Origin of the sequence: Bradyrhizobium sp. CCBAU 45384, assembly GCF_028128665.1 — a bacterium.
Classification (GTDB): Bacteria; Pseudomonadota; Alphaproteobacteria; order Rhizobiales; family Xanthobacteraceae; genus Bradyrhizobium; species Bradyrhizobium manausense.
Window position 1 is genome coordinate 255,322 of sequence record NZ_LBIZ01000119.1, and the last position, 26,262, is coordinate 281,583.

22 protein-coding genes are annotated in these 26,262 nt (G+C 64.2%); 13 read left to right on the forward strand and 9 right to left on the reverse strand.

What is annotated here, in order from left to right; genetic code table 11:
- The first annotated feature begins 50 nt into the window (after nt 1–50).
- Together XH80_RS37765 and ppx are read left to right on the forward strand one after the other, a co-directional pair.
- Nucleotides 51–2,240: an RNA degradosome polyphosphate kinase gene (locus tag XH80_RS37765; RefSeq protein ID WP_057757885.1), complete on the forward strand. Its 2,190-nt coding sequence runs from the start codon at nt 51–53 to the stop codon at nt 2,238–2,240.
- Nucleotides 2,241–2,255: 15 nt separating this feature from the next.
- A complete protein-coding gene (gene ppx, locus XH80_RS37770) occupies nt 2,256–3,758 on the forward strand; it encodes an exopolyphosphatase (RefSeq protein WP_271603003.1) in 1,503 nt (500 codons plus the stop codon).
- A 23-nt stretch (nt 3,759–3,781) separates the two neighbouring features.
- Here the strand turns inward: ppx and XH80_RS37775 are convergent, their stop codons facing one another.
- Nucleotides 3,782–4,639 carry a TerC family protein gene (locus tag XH80_RS37775; protein WP_271603004.1) on the reverse strand — a complete coding sequence of 286 codons (858 nt, stop codon included), beginning with the start codon at nt 4,637–4,639 and terminating at the stop codon, nt 3,782–3,784.
- A 34-nt stretch (nt 4,640–4,673) separates the two neighbouring features.
- A complete protein-coding gene (gene ndk / locus XH80_RS37780; protein ID WP_271603005.1) occupies nt 4,674–5,096 on the reverse strand; it encodes a nucleoside-diphosphate kinase in 423 nt (140 codons plus the stop codon).
- Nucleotides 5,097–5,417: 321 nt separating this feature from the next.
- On the opposite strand from ndk, the gene XH80_RS37785 reads away from it, so the two are divergent.
- From XH80_RS37785 to XH80_RS37795, 3 genes are all read left to right on the forward strand, one after another.
- Nucleotides 5,418–5,672, forward strand: coding sequence for a sulfur globule protein precursor (locus XH80_RS37785; protein WP_220003506.1), 255 nt, complete (start codon nt 5,418–5,420; stop codon nt 5,670–5,672).
- Nucleotides 5,673–5,892: 220 nt separating this feature from the next.
- The gene (locus XH80_RS37790; RefSeq protein WP_271603006.1) at nt 5,893–6,066 is read left to right on the forward strand and encodes a hypothetical protein; all 174 of its coding nucleotides are present in this window, start codon (nt 5,893–5,895) and stop codon (nt 6,064–6,066) included.
- A gap of 47 nt (nt 6,067–6,113) precedes the next feature.
- Nucleotides 6,114–7,979 carry an ABC-F family ATP-binding cassette domain-containing protein gene (locus tag XH80_RS37795; RefSeq protein WP_271603007.1) on the forward strand — a complete coding sequence of 622 codons (1,866 nt, stop codon included), beginning with the start codon at nt 6,114–6,116 and terminating at the stop codon, nt 7,977–7,979.
- Between the two features lie 101 nt (nt 7,980–8,080).
- Here XH80_RS37795 and XH80_RS37800 read toward each other — a convergent pair whose 3' ends face one another.
- From XH80_RS37800 to XH80_RS37815, 4 genes are all read right to left on the reverse strand, one after another.
- Complete coding sequence (locus tag XH80_RS37800; protein WP_271603008.1) at nt 8,081–8,752, reverse strand: 3'-5' exonuclease; 672 nt, start codon at nt 8,750–8,752, stop codon at nt 8,081–8,083.
- A 1-nt stretch (nt 8,753) separates the two neighbouring features.
- On the reverse strand, nt 8,754–10,556 hold the full coding sequence (locus XH80_RS37805; protein WP_271603009.1) for a putative nucleotidyltransferase substrate binding domain-containing protein: 1,803 nt from the start codon (nt 10,554–10,556) through the stop codon (nt 8,754–8,756).
- A 112-nt stretch (nt 10,557–10,668) separates the two neighbouring features.
- Entirely contained in the window at nt 10,669–12,318 is a 1,650-nt protein-coding gene (locus XH80_RS37810) for a cation acetate symporter (RefSeq protein WP_442869205.1), read from the reverse strand.
- A 38-nt stretch (nt 12,319–12,356) separates the two neighbouring features.
- Nucleotides 12,357–12,659: a DUF485 domain-containing protein gene (locus tag XH80_RS37815; protein WP_220003512.1), complete on the reverse strand. Its 303-nt coding sequence runs from the start codon at nt 12,657–12,659 to the stop codon at nt 12,357–12,359.
- A 471-nt stretch (nt 12,660–13,130) separates the two neighbouring features.
- Between XH80_RS37815 and XH80_RS37820 the strand changes: the two genes are divergently transcribed.
- Nucleotides 13,131–14,819, forward strand: a complete 1,689-nt coding sequence (locus XH80_RS37820; protein ID WP_271603011.1) for an AMP-binding protein — start codon at nt 13,131–13,133, stop codon at nt 14,817–14,819.
- A 24-nt stretch (nt 14,820–14,843) separates the two neighbouring features.
- Nucleotides 14,844–15,632, forward strand: a complete 789-nt coding sequence (locus tag XH80_RS37825; protein ID WP_271603012.1) for a class I SAM-dependent methyltransferase — start codon at nt 14,844–14,846, stop codon at nt 15,630–15,632.
- A gap of 30 nt (nt 15,633–15,662) precedes the next feature.
- On the opposite strand, the gene XH80_RS37830 is transcribed toward XH80_RS37825, so the two are convergent.
- The 3 genes from XH80_RS37830 to XH80_RS37840 form a co-directional block, all read right to left on the reverse strand.
- Complete coding sequence (locus tag XH80_RS37830) at nt 15,663–16,160, reverse strand: hypothetical protein (RefSeq protein ID WP_271603322.1); 498 nt, start codon at nt 16,158–16,160, stop codon at nt 15,663–15,665.
- A 166-nt stretch (nt 16,161–16,326) separates the two neighbouring features.
- Nucleotides 16,327–16,779: a DNA polymerase III subunit chi gene (locus tag XH80_RS37835; RefSeq protein ID WP_057757924.1), complete on the reverse strand. Its 453-nt coding sequence runs from the start codon at nt 16,777–16,779 to the stop codon at nt 16,327–16,329.
- A complete protein-coding gene (locus tag XH80_RS37840; protein ID WP_271603013.1) occupies nt 16,776–18,275 on the reverse strand; it encodes a leucyl aminopeptidase in 1,500 nt (499 codons plus the stop codon). The genes XH80_RS37835 and XH80_RS37840 overlap by 4 nt, the downstream gene beginning before the upstream one ends.
- 342 nt (nt 18,276–18,617) lie before the next feature.
- Between XH80_RS37840 and lptF the strand changes: the two genes are divergently transcribed.
- The 6 genes from lptF to rsmA all read left to right on the forward strand — a co-directional run bounded on the left by lptF (nt 18,618) and on the right by rsmA (nt 26,243).
- A complete protein-coding gene (lptF, locus tag XH80_RS37845; RefSeq protein WP_271603014.1) occupies nt 18,618–19,787 on the forward strand; it encodes an LPS export ABC transporter permease LptF in 1,170 nt (389 codons plus the stop codon).
- Nucleotides 19,784–20,881, forward strand: coding sequence for an LPS export ABC transporter permease LptG (gene lptG / locus XH80_RS37850; RefSeq protein WP_271603015.1), 1,098 nt, complete (start codon nt 19,784–19,786; stop codon nt 20,879–20,881). The genes lptF and lptG overlap by 4 nt, the downstream gene beginning before the upstream one ends.
- A gap of 50 nt (nt 20,882–20,931) precedes the next feature.
- The gene (locus XH80_RS37855) at nt 20,932–23,367 is read left to right on the forward strand and encodes an LPS-assembly protein LptD (RefSeq protein ID WP_442868565.1); all 2,436 of its coding nucleotides are present in this window, start codon (nt 20,932–20,934) and stop codon (nt 23,365–23,367) included.
- A gap of 67 nt (nt 23,368–23,434) precedes the next feature.
- Entirely contained in the window at nt 23,435–24,379 is a 945-nt protein-coding gene (locus tag XH80_RS37860; RefSeq protein ID WP_271603017.1) for a SurA N-terminal domain-containing protein, read from the forward strand.
- On the forward strand, nt 24,379–25,389 hold the full coding sequence (pdxA, locus tag XH80_RS37865; RefSeq protein ID WP_271603018.1) for a 4-hydroxythreonine-4-phosphate dehydrogenase PdxA: 1,011 nt from the start codon (nt 24,379–24,381) through the stop codon (nt 25,387–25,389). Before XH80_RS37860 ends, pdxA begins: the two co-directional genes overlap by 1 nt.
- Nucleotides 25,389–26,243: a 16S rRNA (adenine(1518)-N(6)/adenine(1519)-N(6))-dimethyltransferase RsmA gene (gene rsmA / locus XH80_RS37870; protein ID WP_271603019.1), complete on the forward strand. Its 855-nt coding sequence runs from the start codon at nt 25,389–25,391 to the stop codon at nt 26,241–26,243. The genes pdxA and rsmA overlap by 1 nt, the downstream gene beginning before the upstream one ends.
- Nucleotides 26,244–26,262 lie beyond the last annotated feature (19 nt).

Here is a 26,262-nt window from a genome sequence, read left to right on the forward strand (position 1 = left end):
GTTTTGCGCATAAGTCGCAAATTGGGGCGAAATGGATGGACCGACTTCTCATGGATTCCGCGCAAGCTGTTGAAACAAAGGAGAAAGCCACGGAAACCGGGGGCTTGCCGGCGATCGCCTCAAGCCCCGAGCGATTCATCAATCGCGAGTTGTCCTGGCTGCATTTCAACCGTCGCGTCCTGGAGGAATCGGTCAACCCCAGCCACCCCATGCTGGAGCGGGTGCGATTCCTGTCGATCTCAGCCAATAACCTCGACGAGTTCTTCATGGTCCGCGTCGCCGGCATCAAGGCGCAGGTCCGCGAGGGCATTGCCGAGCGTGCCCCTGACGGGCTGACCCCGTCCGAGCAGCTGGCGCTGATCAACCGCACGGTTTCGCAACTTGCCAGTGATCAGCAGGCGATCTGGCGTGAGTTGCGCGGCACGCTGGCCGACGTCGGCATCGCGCTGGTCGACGGTAAGGACGTCACCAAGGCGGAGCGAACCTGGCTCGAGGAGTATTTCCTCAACAACGTGTTCCCGCTGCTGACGCCGCTGGCGATCGATCCGGCCCACCCCTTCCCGTTCATCCCGAGCCTCGGCTTCACCATCGCACTCCAGCTGACGCGCGAGGCTGATGGCAAGCCGATGAACGCGCTGATCCGCATGCCCGGCAAGATCGACCGCTTCATCCGCCTGCCGGCCGAGAGCAAGGTCCGCCTGATCTCGCTGGAGCAGGCCACCAGCCTGTTCATCAACCGCCTGTTCCCCGGCTACAGTCTCCACGGCCAGGGCGCCTTCCGCATCATCCGCGACTCCGAGCTCGAAATCGAGGAAGAAGCCGAAGACCTCGTCCGCCTGTTCGAGACCGCGCTGAAGCGGCGTCGCCGCGGATCGGTGATCCGGCTTGAGATCGACGCCAAGATGCCGGAAGAACTGCGCAACTTCGTGCAGCACGCGCTGTCGGCGGCCGACGACGAGGTATTCCTGGTCGACGGCGTGCTTGCCATGAACGAGCTGTCGCAACTCACCCGGCTCGACCGGCCTGATCTCGAATTCACCCCTTACGTGCCGCGCCATCCCGAGCGCGTGCGCGAGCATGGCGGCGATATCTTCGCGGCTATCAGACAAAAGGACCTGATCGTCCATCATCCTTACGAATCCTTCGACGTGGTGGTGCAATTTCTCCAACAGGCCGCGCGCGATCCCGACGTCGTCGCGATCAAGCAGACGCTCTACCGCACCTCCAACAACTCGCCGATCGTGCGCGCGCTCGCCGAAGCTGCCGAAGCCGGCAAGTCCGTCACCGCGCTGATCGAGTTGAAGGCGCGCTTCGACGAAGAAGCCAACATCCGCTGGGCGCGCGACCTCGAACGCGCCGGCGTGCAAGTCGTCTACGGCTTCCTCGAATTGAAGACGCACGCCAAGCTCTCGATGGTGGTGCGCCGCGAGGGCGGCAGCCTCACCACTTACGTCCATACCGGCACCGGCAACTATCATCCGGTCACCGCGCGTATTTATACCGACCTGTCCTACTTCACCTCGGAACCAACCATCGGCCGCGACGCCGCGCGCGTGTTCAACTTCATCACCGGCTACGCCGCGCCGAGTGATCTGGAAAAGATGGCGGTGTCGCCGCTGACCTTGCGCAAGCGCATCATCGAGCACATCCAGGGCGAGACCGAGCACGCCCGTCACGGCAAGCCCGGCGCGGTCTGGATGAAGATGAATGCGCTCGTCGATCCTGATATCATCGATGCGCTTTATGAAGCCTCACAGGCCGGCGTGCAGGTCGAGCTCGTGGTCCGCGGTATCTGCTGCCTGCGCCCCGGCATTCCCGGCCTGTCGGAGAATATCCGCGTCAAGTCCATCATCGGACGATTCCTGGAACACGGCCGAATCTATTGCTTCGGCATGGGCCAGGGCCTGCCGAGCGCGAAAGCGGCTGTGTATATCTCGTCGGCGGATATGATGCCGCGCAACCTCGACCGCCGTGTCGAGGTGCTGTGTCCGCTGCAAAATCCGACGGTGCATCAGCAGGTTCTCGAACAGATCATGGTCGCGAATCTCAAGGACAACGAGCAAAGCTGGCAATTGTTGCCGGACGGGTCCTCAACGCGTATGAAGGCCGCGAAGGGCGAAGAGCCTTTCAACGTGCACAATTACTTCATGACAAATCCGAGTCTGTCTGGCCGTGGAAAGTCGCTCAAGGAATCCTCGCCGCGCCGTCTCACGCGCCGGAACGAACGCCATCAGTCCTGACCGGAGATCCTCGCCTTGAAACGGCCGCGCAAGCGTGGCGCTAGCGTCGCGGTCATCGACATCGGCTCCAACTCGGTTCGTCTCGTCGTCTACGAGGCGCTGGCGCGGAGCCTGATTCCGATCTTCAATGAAAAGACGCTGTGCGGCCTCGGGCGCGAGGTGCAGAGCACGGGCCTGCTCGCGCCTGACGCCGTCGACAAGGCGCTGACTTCGCTGAAGCGCTTTCGCGCGCTGTGCCGCGTGATGCAGGTCGGCCGCGTGTTCGCGATCGCGACCGCCGCCTGCCGCGATGCTTCCAACGGCCCCGACTTCATTGCAAAAGCCGAGCGCATCTGCGCCGTGAAGATCGAGATCCTCTCGGGACCGCGCGAAGCAAAGCTGTCGGCGCTCGGTGTGATCTCCGGTATTCACCGTCCCGACGGCATCGTGGGCGATCTCGGCGGCGGCTCGCTCGAACTGATCGACGTACGCGGCAACAGCTTGCGCAGCGGCGTGACGCTGCCGCTCGGCGGCCTCGCGCTCCAGGACCTCGCGCACAAATCGCTGAAGCGCGCCGATCGCATCGTGCGCGAGGCGATTGACGAGGTCGACCAGCTCGCCACCGGTCGCGGCCGCACCTTCTACGCCGTCGGCGGCACCTGGCGCGCGCTTGCGCGCATCCACATCATCCAGAGCGGCTATCCGCTGCAGGTGATGCACGGCTATTCCATACAAGCGGCCGAGGCGCTCGATTTTGCCCGCCGACTGCGGCGCCTCGCCGCCGCCAACATGCTCGCCGACATCGAGGTCGTCGCGGATGCGCGGCGCCCGCTCCTCACCTACGCAGCACTCGTGCTCGAGCACATCATCCGCGTTGCTAAGCCGAAGACCATCGTGTTCTCGACCTTCGGCGTGCGCGAAGGCCTGCTGCACGAGAAGCTGCCGGAGTCCGAGCGCAACAAGGACGGGCTGATCTGCGCGGCGGAGGAGCTCAACCAGCTGCTGTCGCGCTCGGCCAAGCACGCCCGTGAGCTGATCGCCTGGACCGATCGCCTCGCGCGCGTGGTGAAGCTGCGCGAGACCGAGGAAGACCGTCGCCTGCGCCATACTGCCTGCCTTCTGTCCGACATCGGCTGGCGCGTCCATCCCGATCATCGCGGCGAGCAGACGCTGAGCCTCGTGGTCAACGCCAATTTCGGAGCGATCGACCATCGCGAGCGCGCCTTCATCGGCCTGTCGGTATTCTATCGCTATGCCGGCCTCAGCGAAGAGAACCAGCCGCCGCTGACCGTGCAGGAATTGCTGACGCCGGCCCAGCTCGAGCGCGCCCGCCTGCTTGGCGCGGCCTTCCGCGTCGCGCATCTGATCTCGGCGGCGCGCCCGGGCGTACTGCCCGCCACGCATTTCCGCAGCCATGGGCGCAAGCTGATGCTGGTGTTCGAGCATAGGTTAGGTGATCTCGTCGCCGACCGCGTCGGCAGCCGCTTCAAGCAGCTCGCCCGCCTGATCGGACGATCGGGGTCGATCGTGCGGCGGTAGATTTCACTCGGCAGACGCCTTTTTTACTCGGCAGACGCCTTGGCATGCGCCTCGGAGGCTTCGAGCGCAGCGGCATGCAGGCTGCGCCGGCGCCAGATCGCGCCGACCAGCAGCACGACGACGACGCCGAGGGCGGCGCAGAGATATTCAGCGCCATCTCCGCCGTGGGCGAATTGCGGCGGGATATGCAGAGTGCCGAGCATCCGGTCCAGCGAGGCGCCGAACGGACCTTCGGAGAGCGAATGCAGCTTCGGCTCTACCCCGGGATCGGTCGCGATCACCTCGCCGGCGATCCAGCCGAGCAGCGCCGCGCCGGCCCACACCAGGATCGGCAGTTTTGCGAGCAGTGCCATGATCAGCGCAGCGCCCGCGACAATCAGCGGCACCGAGATGGCGAGACCGAGCACCAGCAGCGGCACGCTGCCATTGGCGGCGGCGGCGACCGCGATGACATTGTCCAGACTCATGATGATGTCGGCGACGACGACGATCTGCACCGCCTGCCACAGATGCGAGGCGGATTCGACGTCCTCCTCCTCGTTCTCAGGCACCACCAGCTTGGCCGCGATCACGATCAGTGCGAGGCCGCCGACCAGCTTCAGATACGGCAGCGCCATCAGGCTGGCGACGATGCCGGTGAAGATGATCCGCAGCAGCACCGCGGCGCCGGCCCCGAGCACCATGCCCCACAGCCGGTGCCGCGGCTTGAGGCCGCGGCAGGCAAGCGCGATCACCAGCGCGTTGTCGCCGGAGAGCAGGACGTTGATCCAGATGATCTTGCCGACCGCGATCCAGAAGGTCGGCTCGGCCATCTCATTGCGGAACTGGGTGAAGAATGCCCCGATCGTGGCGGGATCGAAGATCTGCCCGAGCCAGTTCACAATGAGTCCCCTGTCGACCTAACCTGCCGGCTGGTTAGCCGACGATCTCGTTGCCCGAGAAGAACTGCGCGATCTCGATCGCGGCGGTCTCCGGAGCATCCGAGCCGTGAGCCGAGTTCTCGCCGATCGACTTGGCGTAGAGCTTGCGGATGGTGCCGTCGGCCGCCTTGGACGGATCGGTCGCGCCCATGACGTCGCGGTACTTGGCGACGGCGCTCTCGCCTTCCAGCACCTGAACGACGACCGGGCCCGAGGTCATGAACTCGACGAGCTCGCCGAAGAACGGGCGGGACTTGTGGACGGCGTAGAAGGTCTCGGCCTGTTCCTTGGTCATGCGGATGCGCTTCTGCGCGACGATGCGCAGGCCCGCCTTCTCGATCACGGCGTTCACGGCGCCGGTCAGGTTACGCGCGGTGGCGTCGGGCTTGATGATCGAGAAAGTGCGTTCGATGGCCATGATCTTGTCCTTGAAGAGAAAAAGCGTGGTTCGGAGTTGCGGGGCTTATATCGGCGCCTTCGCGATCCGGCAAGCGAGTGGCGGATCCGCCTCACGGGCGCTTCGCCGCAGACGGAAGCCCTGAACCGGGCCGGATTCCAGCATGGATTACAACGATTTCACCCAGATGAACCCAATCTGAAGGCGCTGTCAGGGTTTGGTTCAGCCTCGCTGGCGTATCGTCGGCGCCATCGAAACCAAGCCTCCTTGCCGAGGCGGATCGTTTCGGCGGCCTTTCCATCGACGCGATAGCCCCGCGCCGGCAGTTTTGAGGAGATCATCATGTTGAGGAAACTTTCGCTCGCTGCAGTCGCCGCGGTCGCCCTGGGTGCCGCGCTCGCTCCCACCTCCGCCTCCGCTCACTGGCATGGCGGCTGGGGCTGGCATGGCGGCGGCTGGCATCACGGCTGGGGCTGGGGCGGACCGCGCTTTTATGCCTATGCCCCTGTCTCCTACGGCTATGGCGGCTGCTATGTGCGCCGGCTGGTCCCGACCCCCTGGGGACCCCGCTGGCGGCTGATCAACCGCTGCTACTGAGCCCGACAGCACATTTCTGAATACGTGAGGTACTGTTCCCCCTGCGGTACCTTCCAAGGAGAGGCCCCGGTGTCCCCCCGCCGGGGCCTTATCTTTGGGCAGATTCAGCGAATTCATACAATTTTTACTAGAAGGCCAGTCATCCCAAGGCTTGGCGAAACCATTTTGGGGGCCAATGACTTGGTAGGGCGTCGTTACTTTAAATACTGGGAACCCTGAGATGGCTGGCCTCCTTGCCAATGACAGCGAACAGATCGACCGGCGCACCAGCCGCTCGATCTGCGATGCCGTGGGCGAGCGGCTTCAGCAGAGCCTCCGACCCGAGTCGCGGCTCCCGACCCATCTCGAGCAGCTTTTGAACGAGCTGAGGAAGCGCGACCTCGATACGCATTGACGAAAAAATCGGGTTGCGTTTGATCCCGCCTGCGGTGACAAGGCCGCATGCTCACCATCACCGACCTCTCCGTCCGTCTCGCCGGACGCCTTCTGATTGACAGCACCTCCGTGCAGATCACGCCCGGCGCGCGGGTCGGCATGGTCGGGCGCAACGGCACCGGCAAATCGACGCTGTTCAAGGTGATCCGCGGCGAGCTTTCGGCGGAGCACGGCTCGGTGAGCCTGCCGCCGCGCTGGCGCGTCGGCAGCCTGGCGCAGGAAGCCCCGAACGGACCGGAAAGCCTGATCTCGGTCGTGCTTAAGGCCGACATCGAGCGCGAAGCGCTGCTCGCAGAGGCCGACACCGCCACCGATCCGCACCGGATTGCCGAGATCCAGACCCGGCTCGTCGACATCGACGCCCATTCGGCGCCGAGTCGCGCCGCCGCGATTCTCTCGGGCCTCGGCTTTTCCGCCGCGGACCAGCTGCGTCCCTGCGCCGAATTCTCCGGCGGCTGGCGCATGCGCGTCGCGCTCGCCGCGACGCTGTTCGCGGTTCCCGACCTGTTGCTGCTCGACGAGCCCACCAACTATCTCGACCTCGAAGGCACGCTGTGGCTGGAGGACCACCTCGCGCATTATCCGCGCACGGTGATCGTGATCAGCCATGACCGCGACCTCCTGGAAAGTTCGGTCGACCAGATCCTGCATCTGGAGCGCGGCAAGCTCACGCTCTACAAGGGCGGCTACTCCTCTTTCGAGGAGCAGCGCGCCGCGCGCGAGCTGCTCGATGCCAAGGCCGTCAAGCGGCAGGAGGCCGAACGCGCCCGCCTGCAGGCCTTCGTCGACCGTTTCAAGGCCAAGGCGTCGAAGGCGCGTCAAGCGCAGTCTCGCGTGAAAATGCTGGAGCGGCTGAAGCCGATCACGGCGCTGGTGACCGAGGACGTGCGCGAGATCACCTTTCCGGCTCCTGAGAAATTGCTGTCGCCGCCGATCATCGCCGTCGACAACGTGTCCGTCGGTTACGATCCCGCCATGCCGGTGCTCTCCCGCGTGACGCTGCGCATCGACAATGACGATCGCATCGCGCTTCTCGGCGCCAACGGCAACGGCAAGTCGACGCTGGTCAAGCTGCTCGCCGCGCGGCTTGCCCCCTTCTCCGGCAAGGTGACGCGCGCCGACAAGCTGTCGATCGCCTATTTCGCGCAGCATCAGCTCGACGAGCTGAACGAGGACGCCTCGACTTACGATCACGTCCGCAAGCTGATGGGGAACGATGCACCCGAGGCCAAGGTGCGCGCCCGCGCCGGCGCGATCGGCTTTTCCGGCAAGGCCGCCGACACCAAGGCGGGAAAGCTCTCGGGCGGCGAGAAGGCGCGGCTGCTGCTGGGGCTCGCCACCTTCTTCGGCCCAAACATGATCATCCTGGACGAGCCGACCAACCATCTCGACATCGACAGCCGCGCTGCTCTTGCCGAAGCCATCAACGAGTTTCCCGGCGCGATCATCATGGTTTCGCACGACCGCTATCTGATCGAGGCCTGCGCCGACCAGCTCTGGATCGTCGCCGACCGCACCGTGACCACTTACGACGGCGACCTCGACGAATATCGCCGCCTTGTGCTGTCCGCGCGCAATGCGGAACCGGCTCCGCGCGAACGCAGCTCTCAAATCGAAAAGCCGCAGCGCCCGAAGTCGGACAATCGCGGCTCGCTGAAGAAACGCATCGCGGAGGCCGAGGCCGAGATCGCCCGCGTCACCGAGATCATCGCCAAGATCGACACTGCGCTCGCCCTCCCCGACATTTTCACGCGGGATCCCAAGCAGGCCGCGCAATTGTCGAAGGCCCGCGCCAACGCCGCCGACGCGCTGGCGCGCGCGGAAGAGCAATGGCTCGAAGCGAGTGCGCAGTTCGACGAGGCGGCGAGCTAGACCAAAACTGTAAAACAACCCCATGCACAGTACAGGTGTCACGATACCTCAGCGATCCCATCGGTAATTGTTGGGCAATCTGCTCCCGTACCGAGCCTCGATCACGCCCCGGTCGGATTGAAGACCGGGCTGTTACGTTGGCGCGGGATGCGCACGCCGCGCCGGGCCAGGTCGCGCAACTGCACGAACATCATCGCCGTCATCAATGCGTCGTTGAACGCATCATGCTGTCCGAGCGGCGGAATGCTGAGGTCGCCCAGCATCGCGGCGAATGACAGATCGACCGAGGTGTTGGGCGGCGCGTCGCCGTATTTGCGGTCGTAATAAAGCCGCGACACTTCGATGCGTTCGTTGGGCAGCTCAATTCCCACCAGCGGCAGGATGTACTTGTCCAGCATGGCGATATCGAAGTCGACATAGTAGCCGATCAGCGGGCGCGGCCCGATGAAATGCAGAAGGCTCGGCAGCACCTTCCAAACGATCGGCGCGGCCTCGACGTCGGACCGGCGCAGATGGTGAATCCTGATCGCCTCTGCTCCGAGCTCCCTGTCGGGATGGATGATGGCTTCGAAACGCGCGCTGGTCAAAATCCGATTGCCACGGATCTTGATCGCGGCGATCGCGACAACGTCGTCCGTTCGTACGTTGAGACCCGTGGTCTCGCAATCGATGACGACGAACTCGTCGTCAGGGGCACGGCCGAACATGAAGCGGTAGGATTGGTCGCTCAGGGTGGCCTGGTGCAACAGTCGCTTGATCGCGCGAGGCAGCATTCTAGAACATGCCGAGCTTGAAGTGATGACCGACGATCTCGCGAAACTTCTTCACCACCTGGAGTGCGTCGCGCAGGAGGTGGCGTTCCATGCTGGACAGGTGCGACGGTCGCACCAGCGTCCCCGATGCGCCGGCGGAGGCGGCCAGTTGGCCGTCGAGCCGAAGCATCAGCAGGAACCGGAAGGCCTGCTTCAGGTCGCGTCCAAAGTCCGCTTGCAGCACCCCGAGGTCGCAGAGCCGGGAGATGCGCTTGTCGGTGGAGGTCTCGCGCAGCCCCTGTCCGAGCGCCAGGCTGCGAATGCCGTGCACGATCGGAAAGATGCCACCTTTCTTGAGGTCGAGCGCGTCTCCCGTGCCCTCGGACGTGATCAAATTGTTGAAGAGGCCGATCGGCGTCTCGAACGCGTCGACCGCGCGCGCAAAGTGGGCCATGAACGCCTGCTCGCCCCGGGTCATATCGATCAGCGCCGTCTTGGCGTCGTCCAGGAGTTGTTCATCGCCCGCGATCGCCTGCGCATCGTAGATGATGGCCACATTCATGTGCCCGGCCTGGTCGGGAAGCACGATCCAGCGGCGCAGATCTGCGAGATAGTCGGCGAGCGGCCTGGACCAGGCCGGATTGCGCACCATGATGTCGCCAGGACACGGTGGAAAGCCGAAGCTCTGAAGAGCGTCGAAGAAGTCGTGACGGAACGCGTCCAGGATTTCACCCTGCACGGGGCCAGCCAGGATGAGGCCGTTGTCCTGATCGGTCCGTACGGTCTGCTCCCCCCGCCCCTCGCTTCCCATCACGATCAGACAGCTGCCGGTGCGCAGCTTCGCCGGCGCGACCATGTCAAACACCCGCGACAGCAGGCGTCGGTTGAGATCGGAGACGATCTCCGCAATGACCTCCACCTTGACCCCTTGCCGCCGCAGCACGCGCGTTTGCGTCTCGATCTCGCGCGCCGCGGTGGCAAGGTCCTGCCGGCTTGAGGCACGATCGATGCGGCCCGCCGTGACCTGGGCGCTTCCCGCCAGAAATCCCAGCAGGTCGATCTCCTCCAGAATCCCGACGAACTCCTCATCCTCGCGCACGGCAAGCCGCCGCTTGTTGTGCTTGGTCATCAGCAAGAGAGCCGAGGATACGAAATCGTCGCGTCGCAGGGACACGATGTCGTAATTCGCGAGCGTGCCCACCGCCGTCTGGATGGACTGGCGCCCAAGCACCACCGCCTTGGACAGATTCATGCCGGTGATGATGCCGACCCGCTCGCCGTCCCGGACGAACAGCGCATTGCTGTTGATCTCGCGCATCAGGTGTCCGGCGGTTTCGATCGTGTCGCCGGCCGCCAGAAACACCGGCGGATGCAAGAACAAGTCGCCGACCTTGGCGTGCATCAACGAGCCGTAACGTCGCGCCTCCTCGTCGTTGGCGAGTTCGTCCAGCTTCCGGGATATCTCGCGGTAGAAGAACGCGGCAAAGCGTGGATTGGCCCTGATCAGATCGAGAGCGACCTTCCGCGGGATGACATAACAGAGCGTCTCGTCGCGGGCGAAAAACTGGTGGCCGTTATGATCGTGAACGAGCGCGCGACTGTCGAACGTGTCCTTGGGGCCGAGCAATGCGAGCAGGTCGACCTCGCTCCTCTCCTCGACGATGCCCTTGATCACGACATAGAGTGCCTCCGCCGGAGCGTCGCGCCTGATGATCGCTTCTCCCGGGCTGAAGTAGGCGATGTCGAGCGCGGACCGCAACGTCTCGGCCTCGTTCGGCGTCAGACGATCGAACGGCGGGTTGCCGATATCGAATGCCTTGGGCATTTCGACCTTTCGAAGATGCGGACGACCTGAGGACCCGGCGATTGACCATCCAGTCGCACCGGCAGGGGCAACTGACCCGGCCGGTGTCGAAGCAATGTCCTTGAACCCTCGTTCAGTGAGCCGTCGCTGAAGCCGCTCCGATACCGGTCTGGGACCTGACATATTGCGCATCGAAGCCATCGCGGTCGACCGCGGCACGCTTGCTGCGATCCAGCATCGAGACCAGCCAGATCCCCGCGAAGGCGATGGCCATCGAGAACAGTGCCGGATTGTCCAGCCTGATCGGAGCCGAGCCCTTGGCGAAGCCAAGCGTCACCTCCCAGACCGCCGGCGAGAGCACCACGCCGACGACCGCGCTGACCAGACCGAGGAAGCCGCCGATCACCGCTCCCCGCGTCGTCAGTCCCTTCCAGAAGATCGACATCACCAGCACAGGGAAATTGCAGGAGGCTGCGATGGCGAAGGCAAGGCCGACCATGAAGGCGACGTTCTGGTTCTCGAACACGATGCCGAGGAAGATCGCAAGCACGCCGAGCACCAGTGTCGCGATCTTCGACACGCGGATCTCGTCCTGCTCATTCGCGTTCCCGCCCTTGATCACCATGCCGTAGAGATCGTGGCTGATGGACGATGCCCCCGCCAGCGCCAGCCCCGATACGACGGCAAGGATGGTGGCGAAGGCAACTGCCGAGATGAAGCCAAGGAACAGGTTGCCGCCCACGGCGTTCGCGAGGTGGATCGCCGCCATGTTGGAGCCGCCCTTGATCGCCGCGATTCCGCTCTTGGTCTTCTCGAGGATGCTGCCGTCCAGGAACATCGCGTCGGTCGAAACCAGCGTGATCGCGCCAAAGCCGATGATGAAGGTCAGGATATAGAAGTAGCCGATGAAACCGGTGGCGTAGAACACCGACTTGCGGGCAGCCTGGGCGTCCTTCACGGTGAAGAAGCGCATCAGGATGTGAGGCAGGCCCGCCGTTCCGAACATCAGCGCCAGGCCGAGCGAGATAGCCGAGAGCGGGTTGGAGATGAGGGTGCCCGGCTCCATGATCGCGAGCTTCTTGGGATGCACCTCGGTTGCCTTGGTGAACAGGGCTTCCGGACTGAACCCGAACTTGTAGAGGACGGCCCCGGCCATGAACGTCGCCCCCGAGAGCAACAGCACCGCCTTGATGATCTGCACCCACGTCGTCGCTTTCATTCCACCGAACGTCACGTAGATCATCATCAGACCGCCGACCAGGACGACCGCGATCCAATAGTCGAGACCGAACAACAGCTGGATCAGCTTGCCGGCCCCGACCATCTGCGCGATGAGGTAGAATGCAACGGTCACCAGCGAGCCGCACGCCGCCAGGATCCGGATCTCGGTCTGCCCGAGCCGAAACGACGTGACGTCGGCAAAGGTGAACTTTCCGAGATTGCGCAACTGCTCGGCGATCAGAAAGGTGACGATCGGCCATCCCACCAGCCAGCCGACCGAGTAGATCAGGCCGTCGTAGCCCGAGGTGTAGACGAGACCCGATAAGCCGAGGAACGAGGCCGCCGACATGTAGTCGCCCGCGATCGCAAGTCCGTTCTGGAATCCCGTGATGCCGCCGCCGGCCGAGTAGAAATCTGCAGCCGAGGCGGTCCGTTTGGCGGCCCAATAAGTGATGGCGAGCGTCAGGCCGACGAATCCGACGAACATGCCGATGGCCGACCAGTTGGTCGCCTGCTTCGAGCCGCCCTCGATGGCGCCGGCCGCGAGCGCGATGGTGGGCATGCTTGCGAGCAAAATGACCGATAGAAAGGCGAATCTCTTCACGAGCGGTTCTCCTCGACGATCTTGCGGATGAGTACGTCGTAGCTGGAATTGGCCTGACGGACGTAGATTCCCGTCAGCACGAAGGCGAGCACGATGACGGACAGTCCGATCGGAATACCGATCGTCGTCACGCCGCTGCCCAGCGGTATTCCCAGAAACTTCGGAGCGTAGGCCACCAGCAGGATGAAGCCGAAATAGATGACAAGCATGACCGCCGACAGCAGCCAGCCCAGCGACGAGCGCCGGCGTACGAGCTCCTGGTAATTCGGATCGCGTTCAATCTTTGCGAGGTTGCTCACGTCAATGACCCCTGGATGATCCTCTGAAATGTCTTGCCATGATGGCAGCCCCTTCTCTCGGGGTAGCCGTCCCAGCCTGCACTGGCGGCCGCACGAGCTCCATGATCCAGATCAAGCGCGGTCTATCCCGTGCGATGTGTCTGCAAGGGGGTGTCAGCGCATCGCGAATGATCCGGCCCCACGGCGGAGAGGCGCGCGCGGAAGAGCAATGGTTAGAGGCGATGCGCAGTTCGACGAGGCGGCGAGCTAAGGCGCTGTATTCAACCACCGATCGGGCCGTGCCAGTGCGACAAGCCTCCAGCCGAGATTTCATTGCAAACTTTTTCTACACCTGTTCACTACTTGCTTGCGCGTTGGCCCGGCGCCTCATAGGCTTGCGCCAATTTTTAGTTTTGCTGTTTTGTGGCCCGGCGATCGCAAGCCGTCGGCCGAATTGATTTCGATTTGGATGCAATTGGCGAAGGAGGTGTCATGCCGATCACCGAGAGCCACGTCCGCGGATCAACCGATACGCCCCTCATCGAGGACACGATTGGAGCTTTCTTCGACCAGGCCTGCGAGCGGCTGTCGGAACGCGAAGCTCTGGTCGTCCGGCATCAAGGCATCCGCTGGAGCTTCAAGCAGCTGCGCCAACAGGTCGATGACCTGGCCGCCGGCTTCCTGGCGCTCGGTTTGAAACGCGGCGAACGCGTCGGGATCTGGTCGCCCAACAATGCGGAATGGATCCTCACGCAGTTCGCCACCGCCAAAGCCGGCCTGATCCTGGTGAACATCAACCCGGCCTATCGCGTCGGTGAGCTGGAATACGCGCTCAACAAGGTCGGATGCGCCGCGCTGGTCACCGCGGCGTCTTTCAAGACCAGTGACTACATCAGCATGTTGAACACGCTTGCACCGGAGATTGCGACCTCATCGCCCGGTCACTTGAATGCGGCGAAACTGCCGTCCCTGAAACTTCTGATCTGCATCGGCACGGATGCCCCAGGGTTCATCCGCTTCGATGCGGTTCAGAAGATGGCGACGGATCGCTCTCGCGCGCAGCTGAGAGAATTGAGCACGGAGCTGAAGAACACCGACGCGGTGAACATCCAGTTCACCAGCGGCACCACGGGCTCGCCCAAGGGCGCCACGCTGAGCCATCGCAACATCCTCAACAACGCCTTCTTCGTCGGCCGGACCATGGGCCTGACCGGCAACGACAGATATTGCATCCAGGTGCCGCTCTATCACTGTGGCGGCATGGTGGTGGGTACGCTGATGTGCATCGCCCACGGCGCCACGATGGTGTTGCCGTCCGAATGGTTCGATCCGCTCGCTTCGCTCGCAACGATGGCGGCCGAACGCTGCACCGGCGTCGGCGGTGTCCCGACGATGTTCTTGGCAATGTTGAACCACCCCGAGTTCTCGCGCTTCGACTTGGGCTCGCTGCGCACCGGCTGGGCCGGCGGCGCCCCCTGCCCGATCGAGATGATGAAGCGCTGCCTGTCCGACATGCACTTGCGCGATCTCACCATCATCTTCGGCATGACCGAGACCAGCCCGGTCTGCCTGCAGACCTCGACCGATGATCCGATCGAACGCAAGGTCGGCAGCGTCGGCCGCATCCATCCGCATGTCGAGGTCAAGATCGTCGACACAGATGGCAACACCGTCCGTGTCGGCGCGCCGGGCGAGTTCTGCACGCGCGGTTATTCCGTGATGCTGGGCTACTGGAACGATCCGGAGAAGACCCGCGAGGCGATCGATGCCGACGGCTGGATGCACACCGGTGATCTCGGCACCTTCGACGCGGAGGGCTACGGCAATGTCGTCGGCCGCAGCAAGGACATGGCGATCCGCGGCGGCGAGAACGTCTACCCCGTCGAGATCGAGAACGTGCTCTACCAGCATCCGGCGGTTGCCGACGCGCAAGTGTTCGGTATCCCCGACGAACGCTTCGGCGAAGAGCTTTGCGCCTGGATCAGGCTCAAGCAGGGCGGCACCATGACAGAGCTGGACGTCAGGTCGTTCTGCAAGGACCGCATCGCCCACTTCAAGATCCCGCGCTACATCCGCTTCGTCGATGAATTCCCGACGACGGTGACCGGCAAGATCCAGAAATTCGTGATGCGCCAGCGAATGATCGATGAATTGCAATTGAACGCGCAAAAGACTGCATAAAATGCGCGCGCAGGGAGATGCCAGGTGTCTGCACCCGAACCGATCAAATTCACCGACGGCGTGGCTTACGAGCGCTTCATGTCACCCTGGAGCCGATCGGCCGGAACGCTCTTCCTCGACTGGCTGGCGCTCCGCCCCGGATTGAGCTGGGTGGACGTGGGCGCCGGCAACGGTGCATTCACCGAGCTTCTTCTGGCGAAATCCGCCCCGTCATCCGTTTCCGCGATCGATCCCTCGGACGCACAGATTGCAACGGCGCGCCAGAAGTTCTCGGCAAAGGCGGTCGAGCTCTCGATCGGCGATGCGATGGCCCTGCCCTATGACGCCAACCGCTTCGATGCCGCTGTGATGGCCTTGGTGCTGTTCTTCGTCCCCGACCCGCACAAGGGCGCCTCGGAAATGGTCCGCGTCGCCAAGCCCGGCGGCATGGTCGCATCCTATACCTGGGACATCGTGCGGGGCGGCACACCGACCCAGCCGCTGTGGGAAGAGCTGGATGCCCTCGGCATCCCCGCAGCCCGTCCGCCGAGCGCCGACATCTCGCGCTTCGAAGCGCTGAAGGCGCTGTGGGCGGAACTCGGTCTGCATGAGATCGAAACCCGCGAGCTGGTCGTCGAGCGGACCTTCGCCGACTTCGAGGATTATTGGCTGTCGATGGTCGTCAGCAGCCCGAGCGGCATCGTGGGCAAGCTGTCGGACGCGGAGAGCGCGGAGCTCAGGCGCCGGTTAGAGGCGCGACTGCCGGCGAGTGCGTCCGGGAAGATCACGGTTCATGCTTCCGCGACTGCGATCAAGGGACGCAAAGCGGCTTGATGATCTCGGCGGCGGAGGCCCGACGATGCGTCAGGTCGCCGCCTTCTTCTTCGCCTTCGGCTTCGCCGGCTTGGCGACGACCGGCGGCTCCGGCGTGCCTTCGATCGCGGAGAGGCGCCCCGAGGTGAAGGTGTAGATGCCCGCACGCGGACCCGTCGTCCAGGTGACCACCGCGACGCGACGGCCGGCGGCATCGCTGGAGAGATTGACGGTCGACGGCGCGCCGATGCCGCGCACCACGTCGCATTCGGTGTGACCGAGCGCGACCGTCCCGCCCGTGGGCGCCGGCGGCGTGGTCGATGCATTGGCGTCGGCGGGACCGGACGGCGCCATGCCGGGACAGGCACCGTCGGCGCTGACGAGATCCTCAGCTCCAACAGGCTTGTCGGGGGTCAGCGGCGGCGACTCGATCGAGATGTTCTTGATGAACAGACGGCTCGGCTTGTTGAACCACTCAGCGTCCTTGGCGGACGTCAGCATATCGGATGCGCCCGCGCAGCCCGCCATCAGCGGCGCGACGGCGACCAACACGACGATGGGCGACTTTGGAAGCTTTTGATGTCGCACGATAACCTGAATTCCCCGCATGAAGGAGCAGCCCTAAGCGATTGTCCCAACATCACTTTGCGGCACGAAGGTGGCCGAAACCAATCTGCCCTTGAAAGTCCAAATTATCATTAATTGCAAGTGGCAGCTAATTCCGACGCTGCCACCGGCCCCGTTCGTCAGCCTGCCAATAGGTGACCTCAAATCCGCGCGCCTTGCAATCCGTCCAGGTGCTGCGGGCCATCGCAAGCGCGTCCGGATCGTCGCCGTTGAATAGCAGCACCATGCGCTCATAGCCTCCCGCATCCTCGGGCAGCGCGGCGCTGTCGACCAGGAAGCGGACATTGGCGCCGTTCGGATTGTCGGCCTCGATCGCCAGCACGATCGGCTGCTCGGCAACATCGTTCACCCGCCATGTCGCATGCGGCAGGAAGGAATCGTCGCGATAGGTCCATAGATGCGCATCGAGCGCATCGGCGCGCTCGGGCGAGGTCGACTGCACCACGACGCGCCAGCCGCGCTCGAGCGATTTCTCGAGAAGCGGCGGCAAGACGTTCTCAACCGTCATGTTTTGCAGATGGTAGAACAGAACTTCCGTCATTTGCGCTCGTAATGATCGGCCACCAGGCGATCGAGCAGGCGGACGCCATAGCCGCTTCCCCAGCTCTGGTTGATGTCGGTCTTGGGCGCGCCCATCGCGGTTCCGGCGATGTCGAGATGCGCCCAGGGCACACCGTCGACGAAACGTTGCAGGAACTGCGCCGCGGTGATCGAGCCGCCGTGACGGCCGCCGGTGTTCTTCATGTCGGCGAACTGGGAGTCGATCAGCTTGTCGTATTCGGGGCCGAGCGGCAGGCGCCAGACCTTCTCGCCGCTCTCGATGCCGGCCGCGAGCAGGCGCTCGGCGAGCTCGTCATTGTTGGAGAACATGCCGGCATGATCGGTGCCGAGCGCAACCACGATCGCGCCGGTCAGCGTCGCCAGGTCCACCATGAATTTCGGCTTGGTCTTCTTGGCGACGTACCAGAGCACGTCGGCCAGCACGAGGCGGCCTTCGGCGTCGGTGTTGATGATCTCGATGGTCTGGCCCGACATCGAGGTGACGATGTCGCCGGGCCGCTGCGCATTGCCGTCGGGCATGTTCTCGACAAGGCCGATGGCGCCGACCACATTGACCCTGGCTTTGCGCGCGGCGAGCGCATGCATCAGGCCGACGACGCAGGCCGCCCCGCCCATGTCGCCCTTCATGTCCTCCATGCTGCCGGCCGGCTTGATCGAGATGCCGCCGGTGTCGAAGCAGACGCCCTTGCCGACGAAGGCGACCGGCGCCTCGCCCTTCTTGCCGCCGTCCCAGCGCATGATCACGGTGCGGCTCGGCCGGGCCGAACCCTGGCCAACGCCGAGCAGCGCGCCCATGCCGAGCTTCTGCATCGCCTTGACGTCGAGCACCTCGATCCTGACGCCGAGCTTCCTGAGCTGGCCGGCGCGGCGCGCGAACTCTTCGGGATACAGCACGTTCGGCGGCTCGTTGACGAGATCGCGCGCGATGATGACGCCGTCGACGACCGCGCCGGCCGAGGCAAAGGCCTTCTTCGCCGCGGTCGCATCGCCGACCGCCAGCGAGACGTCGGCGCGCAAGGCGCCCTCCTCGCCGTCCTTCTTCTTGGTCTTGTAGCGGTCGAACTTGTAGGCGCGTAAGCGCAGGCCCGAGGCGATCGCAACCGCCTGCTCGGTGGTCATGGCGCCATCAGGCAGTTCCGCCATGATTGTCATGGACGCGGAACCCGCCTTGAGCTTGCTGGCCGCCATGCCGCCGAATTTGAGGAAGTCGTTGCCCTTCAGGGCGGAGGCCTTCCCGGTCCCGATCACGATCAGCCGTTCGGCCTTGAGGCCTTCGGGGGCGAGGATGTCCAGGGCGGCGCCGCTTTTGCCCTTGAACGAGCCGGCCGCCGCCGCCCGCTTCACAACTTCGCTGGCGCCGCCGAGCGCCTTGGCGCTTGCCGGCCCGACCTTCAGGGCGTCGTCACAGAACACGACCAGAATGCCACGGGCGGCGGAAGCGAGCGGGACGAAGCCGACCTTGATGGCATCGGACATAGGTAACTCCTCGAAAACATGGGGCTTTTGCCGATCGATCGATACGGCCGAGAGCCGGACCTGAACGGCGATTCACTCTGCGTTCGACACTATGGGCGAGATCAGCGGTCGATGCCAACCACCGCCCGTGGCGTGGAGGTCACATCGAGGGAAATATTAACCATATATTGACGGTGCCACGGGTCAGCCATTTTGTTGACGGATCAAAGGGATGGTAGTGAGAAAGTAAGCTGCCGGAAGAGGTGGTTGGGCGACCTGGGGGATCCCTGTCAGGGGATTGGTCGAACGACTGGAATTTTCGGTGCGCGCGTTGGGGCTTTGGTGGGATTCGTGCGGTAGCGCATGGGGTCGATCGATAGGTATATTTTCCGCACGACGCTGGCGTCGTTTGCGCTGGTCCTGGTCAGCCTCACCGGCGTGATCTGGATTACGCAGGCGTTGCGCGGCATCGACCTGATGACGAGCCAGGGTCAGACCATCATGACCTTCCTCGGCATCACCAGCCTCGTCATCCCGGCGCTGGTGCTGATCATCTCGCCGATCGCGCTGATGATCGCGATCTCGCACACGCTGAACAAGCTCGCGACCGATTCGGAAATCATCGTGATGAATGCCGCCGGCTTCTCGCCGTTCCGGCTGTTCTATCCGTTCTTCTACGCCACCTGCGTGGTGGCGCTGCTGGTCGCCTTCATCGCGGCCTACCTCGCCCCCGACGGCATGCGGCGGATCAAGCAATGGGACGCCGAGATCACCGCCGACGTGCTCACCAACATCCTGCAGCCCGGCCGCTTCGCCCAGCTCGACAAGAACCTGACGATCCGCATCCGCGAGCGCAAGCCCGGTGGCATTCTCGAGGGCATCTTCATCGACGACCGCCGCGATCCGAACGAGCGCGTCTCGATCGTCGCCGAAGAGGGCGAGGTCGTGAAGAACGAGAACGGCTCGTTTCTGGTGCTGAAGACCGGCAATCTCCAGCGCTTCGAGGCCGGCAAGCGCGACCCCGCGCTGGTGGCCTTCGGCCGCTACGGCTTCGACATGTCAAAGTTCGGCAACCAGGGTCACGACGTCACCCTCGGCATTCGCGAGCGCTATCTCTGGGAGCTGTTCGCCCCGTCCGAGGACGATCCCGTTTACAAGCAGATCCCTGGGCAGTTCCGTTCGGCCCTGCATGACAGCCTGTTGGCGCCGATCTATCCGTTCGCCTTTGCGGTGCTGACCTTCGCCTTCCTTGGCGCGCCCCGCACCACGCGCCAGAGCCGCAATTTTTCGATCGGCACCTCGATCCTCGCCGTGTTCGGACTGCGCATGGCGGGCTTCGCCTGCTCCGTAATGGCGGTGAAATCAGAAGGTCCGGTGCTGGTCCAATACGCGATGGTTCTCGGGGCCATCGGCGTCGGGCTGTGGATGATCATCGGCGGCATCGTGGTCGAGCCGCCGCCCGGCCTGCTGGAGGCCATCAACAGGTCGAACGCGCGGATCGCGCGGCTGTTCGGACGGCCGGCCGCCGCATGAGCATGCTCACCAACACGCTCGGGCGCTATTTCGCCGGCCGCTTCGTGGTCAACGCGCTTGGCGTGTTCGCGGGCATTTTCCTGCTGCTGGTGCTGGTCGACTACATCGAGATGGTGCGCAAGACCTCAGGGCTGGCGTCCGCCTCCGCTGTCATGGTGGCCGAGACCTCGTTGTTCCGGGTGCCGCAACTGCTGGAGAAGCTGACGCCATTCTGCATGCTGATCGGCGCGATGACCTGCTATCTTGCCCTCTCCCGCCGGCTCGAGCTCGTGGTGGCGCGCGCCGCCGGCATCTCGGCCTGGCAGTTCATCTCGCCGGCGCTCGGCAGCGCACTCGTGATCGGCGTGCTCGCCACGGTCGCCTACAATCCGATGTCGGCCAATTTGCGCGAGCTGTCCAAGCGCATGGAAGCCGAGCTGTTCGGCTCGGCGCCCGGCGGCGGCATCCAGGACGCCTCGGGCTTCTGGCTCAACCAGGTGACCAGCGACGGCCAGACCATCATCAACGCCGCGCGCAGCGAGCAGCAGGGCATCCGGCTCACGGGCCTCACGCTGTTCCGGTTTGACACAGATCAGCACTTCAAGGAGCGGATCGAGGCGCGCGAGGCGACGCTCGAATCCGGCCATTGGCTGTTCAGGGGCGTGCGCCGTTTCACGCTCGACTCCCCGCCGGTCGACCAGGCCAGCCTCGAGATTCCGACGACGCTGACCGAGGCGCAGGTTCGCAACAGCTTTTCCACACCCGAGACTGTGTCCTTTTGGCAACTACCGAGCTACATCAGTTCGTCCGAGAGCTCGGGCTTCGCGACAGCCGGCTATCGACTCCAGTATCACAAGCTTCTGGCACAGCCGTTTTTGCTCGCAGCCATGGTGATGCTCGCGGCCTCCGTGTCGTTGCGCTTCTTCCGGATGGGCGGCGTACAGAAGATGGTTTTGAGTGGCGTGGGCGCAGGCTTTCTGCTCTACGTTCTGTCGAAAGTGACTGAAGACTTGAGCAAGGCTGAGTTGATGCATCCGATCGCTGCGGCGTGGTTGCCCGTAGTGGTGGGCGGCCTCACCGGCTTTTTGGCCTTGCTGTACCAGGAGGACGGTTAGTGACTGCCGTCCAACGAGGACCTGTGTCTGGATCGACGTCGCGCACCCGGATGCGCGCGAACGGATACGGCTTGTCTGTCCGTCGGATCCTGCTCGCGCTGGTCGCGACCGTGTCGCTCGCCGGGATGATGGATTTCGTCGTCGTGGCGCCTGCCGCCGCGCAGGGCTTCACCTACAATCCGCGGCCGCCGCGTCCGAGACCGCCGAAGGCCGCCAATGACGGCCAGATGCTCGTGCAGGCGACCGAGGTCGACTACGACTACAACAATTCGCGCGTCTCGGCGGTCGGCAACGTTCAGCTGTTCTACAACGGCACCAGCGTCGAGGCCGACAGGGTCATCTACGACCAGAAGACCAAGCGGCTGCATGCCGAGGGCAACATCCGCATGACGGATGCCGACGGCAAGATCACCTATGCCGAGATGCTGGACCTGTCCGACGACTACCGCGACGGTTTCGTCGATTCGCTGCGCGTGGACACCGAGGACCAGACCCGCATGGCCGCGACCCGCGCGGACCGCTCCTCGGGCAACTACACCGTGTTCGAGAACGGCGTCTACACGGCCTGCGCGCCGTGCCGGGACGATCCGAAGAAGCCGCCGCTCTGGCAGGTCAAGGGTGCCCGCATCATCCACGACCAGCAGGAGAAGATGCTGTATTTCGAGACGGCGCAGCTCGAATTCTTCGGCGTGCCGCTCGCCTACATGCCCTATTTCTCGACGCCCGATCCGACCGTGAAGCGCAAGACCGGCTTCCTGATGCCGGGCTTCACCTCGAACACGCCGTTCGGCTACGGCGTCGAAGTCCCGTTCTATTGGGCGATCGCGCCCGATATGGACGCGACCTTCAATCCGCGCATCACCTCCAGGCAGGGCGTGCTGTTCCAGGCCGAATTCCGCCAGCGCCTGCTGGACGGCGCCTACCAGGTGCGCGTCTACGGCATCGACCAGCTCGACCGCAACGCGCTCGCCGGTCAGCCCGGTGATCGTCAGTTCCGCGGCGCCGTCGAGACCAAGGGCCAGTTCGCACTGAACGACAAGTGGGTCTGGGGTTGGGACGGCGTCCTGATGTCCGACTACTATTTCTTCTCGGACTACCGCCTGTCGGCCTATCGCGACCCACAAGCCTCGTTCCTCTATCTGCCGACTGAAGCGATCTCGCAGCTCTATCTGACCGGCGTCGGCAATCGCAGCTTCTTCGATGCCCGCACGATGTACTTCCTGAGCTTCTCGGGCAACCAGCAGCAGGTCCCGGTCGTCTATCCCGTGATCGACTACTCGAACGTGCTCAACTATCCGATCTTCGGCGGCGAGGTCTCCTACAAGACCAATTTCGTCAATCTGACGCGTAACGATGCGGCGTTCGATCCGATCACGACGACGGCCAATACCAACGGCCTGTGCACGATGACCTCGGCCGATCCGCTCGCGCGCACGCCGACGCAGTGCCTGCTGCGCGGCTTCCCCGGCACCTACACCCGCCTGTCGGCGGAAGCGCGATGGCGCAAGTCCTACACCGATCCGTTCGGCGAGATCTGGACGCCGTTCGCGATCCTGCGCGCCGACGCGATCAACTCCGACGTCTCGAACCAGCCGGGCGTGTCGAACTACCTGCCCGTCGGCGACACCCAGGCGTTCCGCCTGATGCCCACCGTCGGCCTCGAATACCGTTATCCCTTCATCAACGTTCAGCCTTGGGGCTCGACCACCATCGAGCCGATCGCGCAGGTCATCATCCGTCCGAACGAGACCTATGCCGGCAGGCTTCCGAACGAGGATGCGCAGAGCATGGTGTTCGACGCCTCGAACCTGTTCAATGTCGACAAGTTCTCCGGCTATGACCGCGTCGAGGGCGGCGGCCGCGCCAATGTCGGCGTGCAGTCGACCACGCAGTTCGACCGGGGCGGCGCGGTCAAGGTCCTGTTCGGCCAGTCCTACCAGCTGTTCGGCATGAACTCCTTCGCGGTCCAGGACTCCATCAATACCGGCATCAATTCCGGCCTCGACAAGCCGCGCTCGGATTACGTCGCCAGTGCCAGCTATTCGCCGAACAGCACCTACACGTTCAGCGTCCGCTCCCGCATGGACGAGCAGACCTGGAACGTGGAGCGCTTCGAGGCCGAAGGCCGGGCCAACTTCAATCGCTGGTCGGTCAGCATGATGTACGGCAATTACGCGCCGCAGCCGGAGCTCGGCTATCTGACGCGCCGCGAGGGCATCCTGACCTCGGGCTCGCTCAAGGTCGCCGCCAACTGGGTGGTGACAGGTTCGGCGCGCTGGGACCTCGAAGCCAACAAGATCAACCAATATGTGCTCGGCGCCGGCTATGTCGACGATTGCTTCGTGCTGGCGGCGAACTATGTAACTTCGTATAGCTACTCCGCGGGCACCGCGCCGCCCGTGCTGAGCCACGCGTTCATGTTCCAGATCGGCTTGCGCACTCTGGCCACCTCCACGGGGTCCAGCAGTTCCGCCGGCATTCAGTGAACCCGCCAAATGCCGGCCGCGCGATCCCTATCGCAGGATCATTTCGGCTGACATGCGAGCGACAACCATGACGACCTCCTTGCCTGTGTTCCGCCTTCTCCCTCCTGTACTCGGCGCCGTGTTGATCGCCGTGCTCGTGCTCGCCGGTGCGCCGGCACGGGCGCAGAACATCGTGGTGATGGTCAACGGCGATCCCATCACCGATTTCGACATCGAGCAGCGCTCCAAGCTCGACGCGCTGACGACGCAGAAGACGCCGAGCCGGCAGGACGTCATCAACACGCTGATCGACGACAAGCTCAAGCTCAAGGAAGGCAAGAAATACGGCGTCGATCCCACCGCCGCCGACGTCAACCAGTCCTTCGAGGGCATGGCGCAGCGCATGCGCATCACGCCCGACCAGCTCACCAAGTCGCTCGAGGTCAAGGGCGTGCGTCCTGAGGTTCTCAAGAACCGCATGAAGTCCGAGATGGTCTGGACCAGCCTCGTGCGCGGCCGGTTCAAGGAGAAGCTGATCGTCGGCGAAAAGGATGTCGCCGACAAGGTGCGCGAAGGCGGCACCGAGAAGCTCCAGATCGAGGGCACCGAATACAAGATGCAGCCGATCGTGCTGATCGTGCCGCGCGGTTCGTCTGCGGGCTTGCAGGAGTCGCGGATGAAGGAAGCCGAGACCTATCGCGCCCGCATCGGGAGCTGCGAGGAAGCCAATTCGCTGTTCCGCTCGACGCCGAACGCCACTATCCGCGAGAGCGTCACCAAGACCACCGCCGACCTGCCGGAGGCGCTGCGCAAGGTGCTCGACGATACTCCAATCGGTCATTTGACCGCGCCCGAGGTGACCAAGGCAGGTATCGAGATGGTGGTGCTGTGCGACCGCAAGCCGACCACCATCGATACGCCGAAGAAGCGCGAGATCCGCGACAAGATGTACGTGGAGAAATACGAGAAGACCCAGAAGGCCTATCTCGACGAACTCCGCAAGGCGGCGATGATCGAATATCGCAACCGCTGATGGCCGCTCCCGCAAAGCCTCTCGCGGTCACGCTCGGAGAGCCCGCCGGCATCGGCCCCGACATCACCATCGCCGCCTGGCTGAGGCGCCGCGAGCTCGACCTGCCCGCCTTCTACCTGCGCGGCGACGAGGCTCTCATCGCCCGGCGCGCCAAAGCGCTCGGCGCCGATATCGAGATCGCCTCGGTGAGCCCGGGCGAGACCGAGACTGCCTTTGCCGACGCCCTGCCCGTAGTTGCGACCGGCAAGCACGCGACCGCAGAGCCGGGCAAACCCGACGCATCGAGCGCACCGGCCGCCCTTGCCTCGATCCGGGAGGCGGTCGCCGACGTGCGGGCGGGCCAGGCCAGCGCCCTCGTCACCAATCCCATTGCCAAGAGCGTGCTCTACCGCGCCGGCTTCCGCCATCCCGGCCACACCGAATTCCTTGCTGAACTCGCGGAAGCGGACGGCCGCGTGCCGCAGCCGGTGATGATGCTGTGGTCGCCGCGGCTCGCCGTGGTGCCGGTGACGATCCACGTGTCGTTACGCGATGCCCTCACCCAGCTCACGAGCGATCTCATCGTCTCGACCGTACGCATCGTTGCGACCGAGCTGAGATCCCGTTTCGGCATTGCGCAACCGCGCATCGCGGTATCAGGACTGAATCCGCATGCCGGCGAGGACGGCTCGCTCGGCCATGAGGAGCAGACCGTGATCGCGCCGGCGCTCAAGGTTCTGCGCAACGACGGTATCGACGCCAGGGGACCGCTGCCCGCCGACACCATGTTCCATGAAGCCGCGCGCAGCCTCTATGACTGCGCCGTCTGCATGTATCACGACCAGGCGCTGATCCCGATCAAGACCGTTGCGTTCGACGACGCCGTCAACGTCACGCTCGGCCTGCCCTTCATCCGCACCTCGCCGGATCACGGCACCGCGTTCGACATCGCCGGCACCGGCAAGGCGAACCCCGCGAGCCTGATCGCCGCGCTGAAGCTTGCCAGCCGCATGGCGGCTGCGAACAGCTGATGAGCGCGATCGACGACCTCCCGCCGCTGCGCGAGGTCATTCGCCGGCACGCTCTGTCGGCGCGCAAATCGCTCGGTCAGAACTTTCTGCTCGATCTCAACCTTACCGCGCGCATCGCCCGCGCGGCCGCGCCGCTCGAACAGAGCGTCATCGTCGAGATCGGCCCCGGCCCCGGCGGACTGACCCGGGCGCTGCTCGCGCTCGGCGCCAGGCGCGTCATCGCCATCGAGCATGACGAGCGGGCCATTCCCGCCTTGCAGGATATCTCCGCCCGCTACCCTGACAGGCTCGAGATCGTGCATGGCGATGCCATGACTTTCGACCCGCGCCCGCTGCTCAATGGCGAGCGCGCCAAGATCGTCGCCAACCTGCCCTACAACATCGCGACCCCGCTTCTGATCAATTGGCTCACCACCGAGCCCTGGCCGCCCTGGTACGACATGATGGTGCTGATGTTTCAGCGCGAGGTCGGCGAGCGCATCGTCGCGCGAGAGGATGAGGAGGCCTATGGCCGGCTCGGCGTGCTCGCCAACTGGCGCTGCGAGACGAAGATCCTGTTCGACATTGCGCCGTCCGCCTTTGTGCCGCCGCCGAAAGTCACCTCCTCCGTCGTGCGCCTGGTGCCGCGCCACGAGCCTCTGCCGTGCGATCGCAAACTGCTCGAGCAGGTCGCAGCCGCGGCCTTCGGCCAGCGCCGGAAAATGCTGCGGCAGAGCCTGAAATCGCTTCAAGCTGATCCGGCGCGGCTTGCTGCGGCCGCCGGCGTCGATGCGACGCGGCGCGCCGAGACGATTCCGATCTCCGGTTTTGTTGCCATGGCGCGTGAATTGGCGGATATACGCAGCGAAACCTGACAATGAGAATTCCGGAGGA

Bases quoted from the DNA above. Each gene is read 5' to 3' on its own strand.
- XH80_RS37840 (WP_271603013.1), bottom strand. From the start codon at position 18,275: ATGTCCGATGCCATCAAGGTCGGCTTCGTCCCGCTCGCTTCCGCCGCC.
- rsmA (WP_271603019.1), top strand. From the start codon at position 25,389: ATGAGCGCGATCGACGACCTCCCGCCGCTGCGCGAGGTCATTCGCCGG.
- XH80_RS37855 (WP_442868565.1), top strand. From the start codon at position 20,932: ATGCGCGCGAACGGATACGGCTTGTCTGTCCGTCGGATCCTGCTCGCG.
- XH80_RS37790 (WP_271603006.1), top strand. From the start codon at position 5,893: ATGGCTGGCCTCCTTGCCAATGACAGCGAACAGATCGACCGGCGCACC.
- ndk (WP_271603005.1), bottom strand. From the start codon at position 5,096: ATGGCCATCGAACGCACTTTCTCGATCATCAAGCCCGACGCCACCGCG.
- XH80_RS37810 (WP_442869205.1), bottom strand. From the start codon at position 12,318: ATGCCCACCATCGCGCTCGCGGCCGGCGCCATCGAGGGCGGCTCGAAG.
- pdxA (WP_271603018.1), top strand. From the start codon at position 24,379: ATGGCCGCTCCCGCAAAGCCTCTCGCGGTCACGCTCGGAGAGCCCGCC.
- XH80_RS37860 (WP_271603017.1), top strand. From the start codon at position 23,435: ATGACGACCTCCTTGCCTGTGTTCCGCCTTCTCCCTCCTGTACTCGGC.
- lptG (WP_271603015.1), top strand. From the start codon at position 19,784: ATGAGCATGCTCACCAACACGCTCGGGCGCTATTTCGCCGGCCGCTTC.
- XH80_RS37800 (WP_271603008.1), bottom strand. From the start codon at position 8,752: ATGCTGCCTCGCGCGATCAAGCGACTGTTGCACCAGGCCACCCTGAGC.
- XH80_RS37835 (WP_057757924.1), bottom strand. From the start codon at position 16,779: ATGACGGAAGTTCTGTTCTACCATCTGCAAAACATGACGGTTGAGAAC.
- XH80_RS37785 (WP_220003506.1), top strand. From the start codon at position 5,418: ATGTTGAGGAAACTTTCGCTCGCTGCAGTCGCCGCGGTCGCCCTGGGT.
- lptF (WP_271603014.1), top strand. From the start codon at position 18,618: ATGGGGTCGATCGATAGGTATATTTTCCGCACGACGCTGGCGTCGTTT.
- XH80_RS37820 (WP_271603011.1), top strand. From the start codon at position 13,131: ATGCCGATCACCGAGAGCCACGTCCGCGGATCAACCGATACGCCCCTC.
- XH80_RS37765 (WP_057757885.1), top strand. From the start codon at position 51: ATGGATTCCGCGCAAGCTGTTGAAACAAAGGAGAAAGCCACGGAAACC.
- XH80_RS37795 (WP_271603007.1), top strand. From the start codon at position 6,114: ATGCTCACCATCACCGACCTCTCCGTCCGTCTCGCCGGACGCCTTCTG.
- XH80_RS37805 (WP_271603009.1), bottom strand. From the start codon at position 10,556: ATGCCCAAGGCATTCGATATCGGCAACCCGCCGTTCGATCGTCTGACG.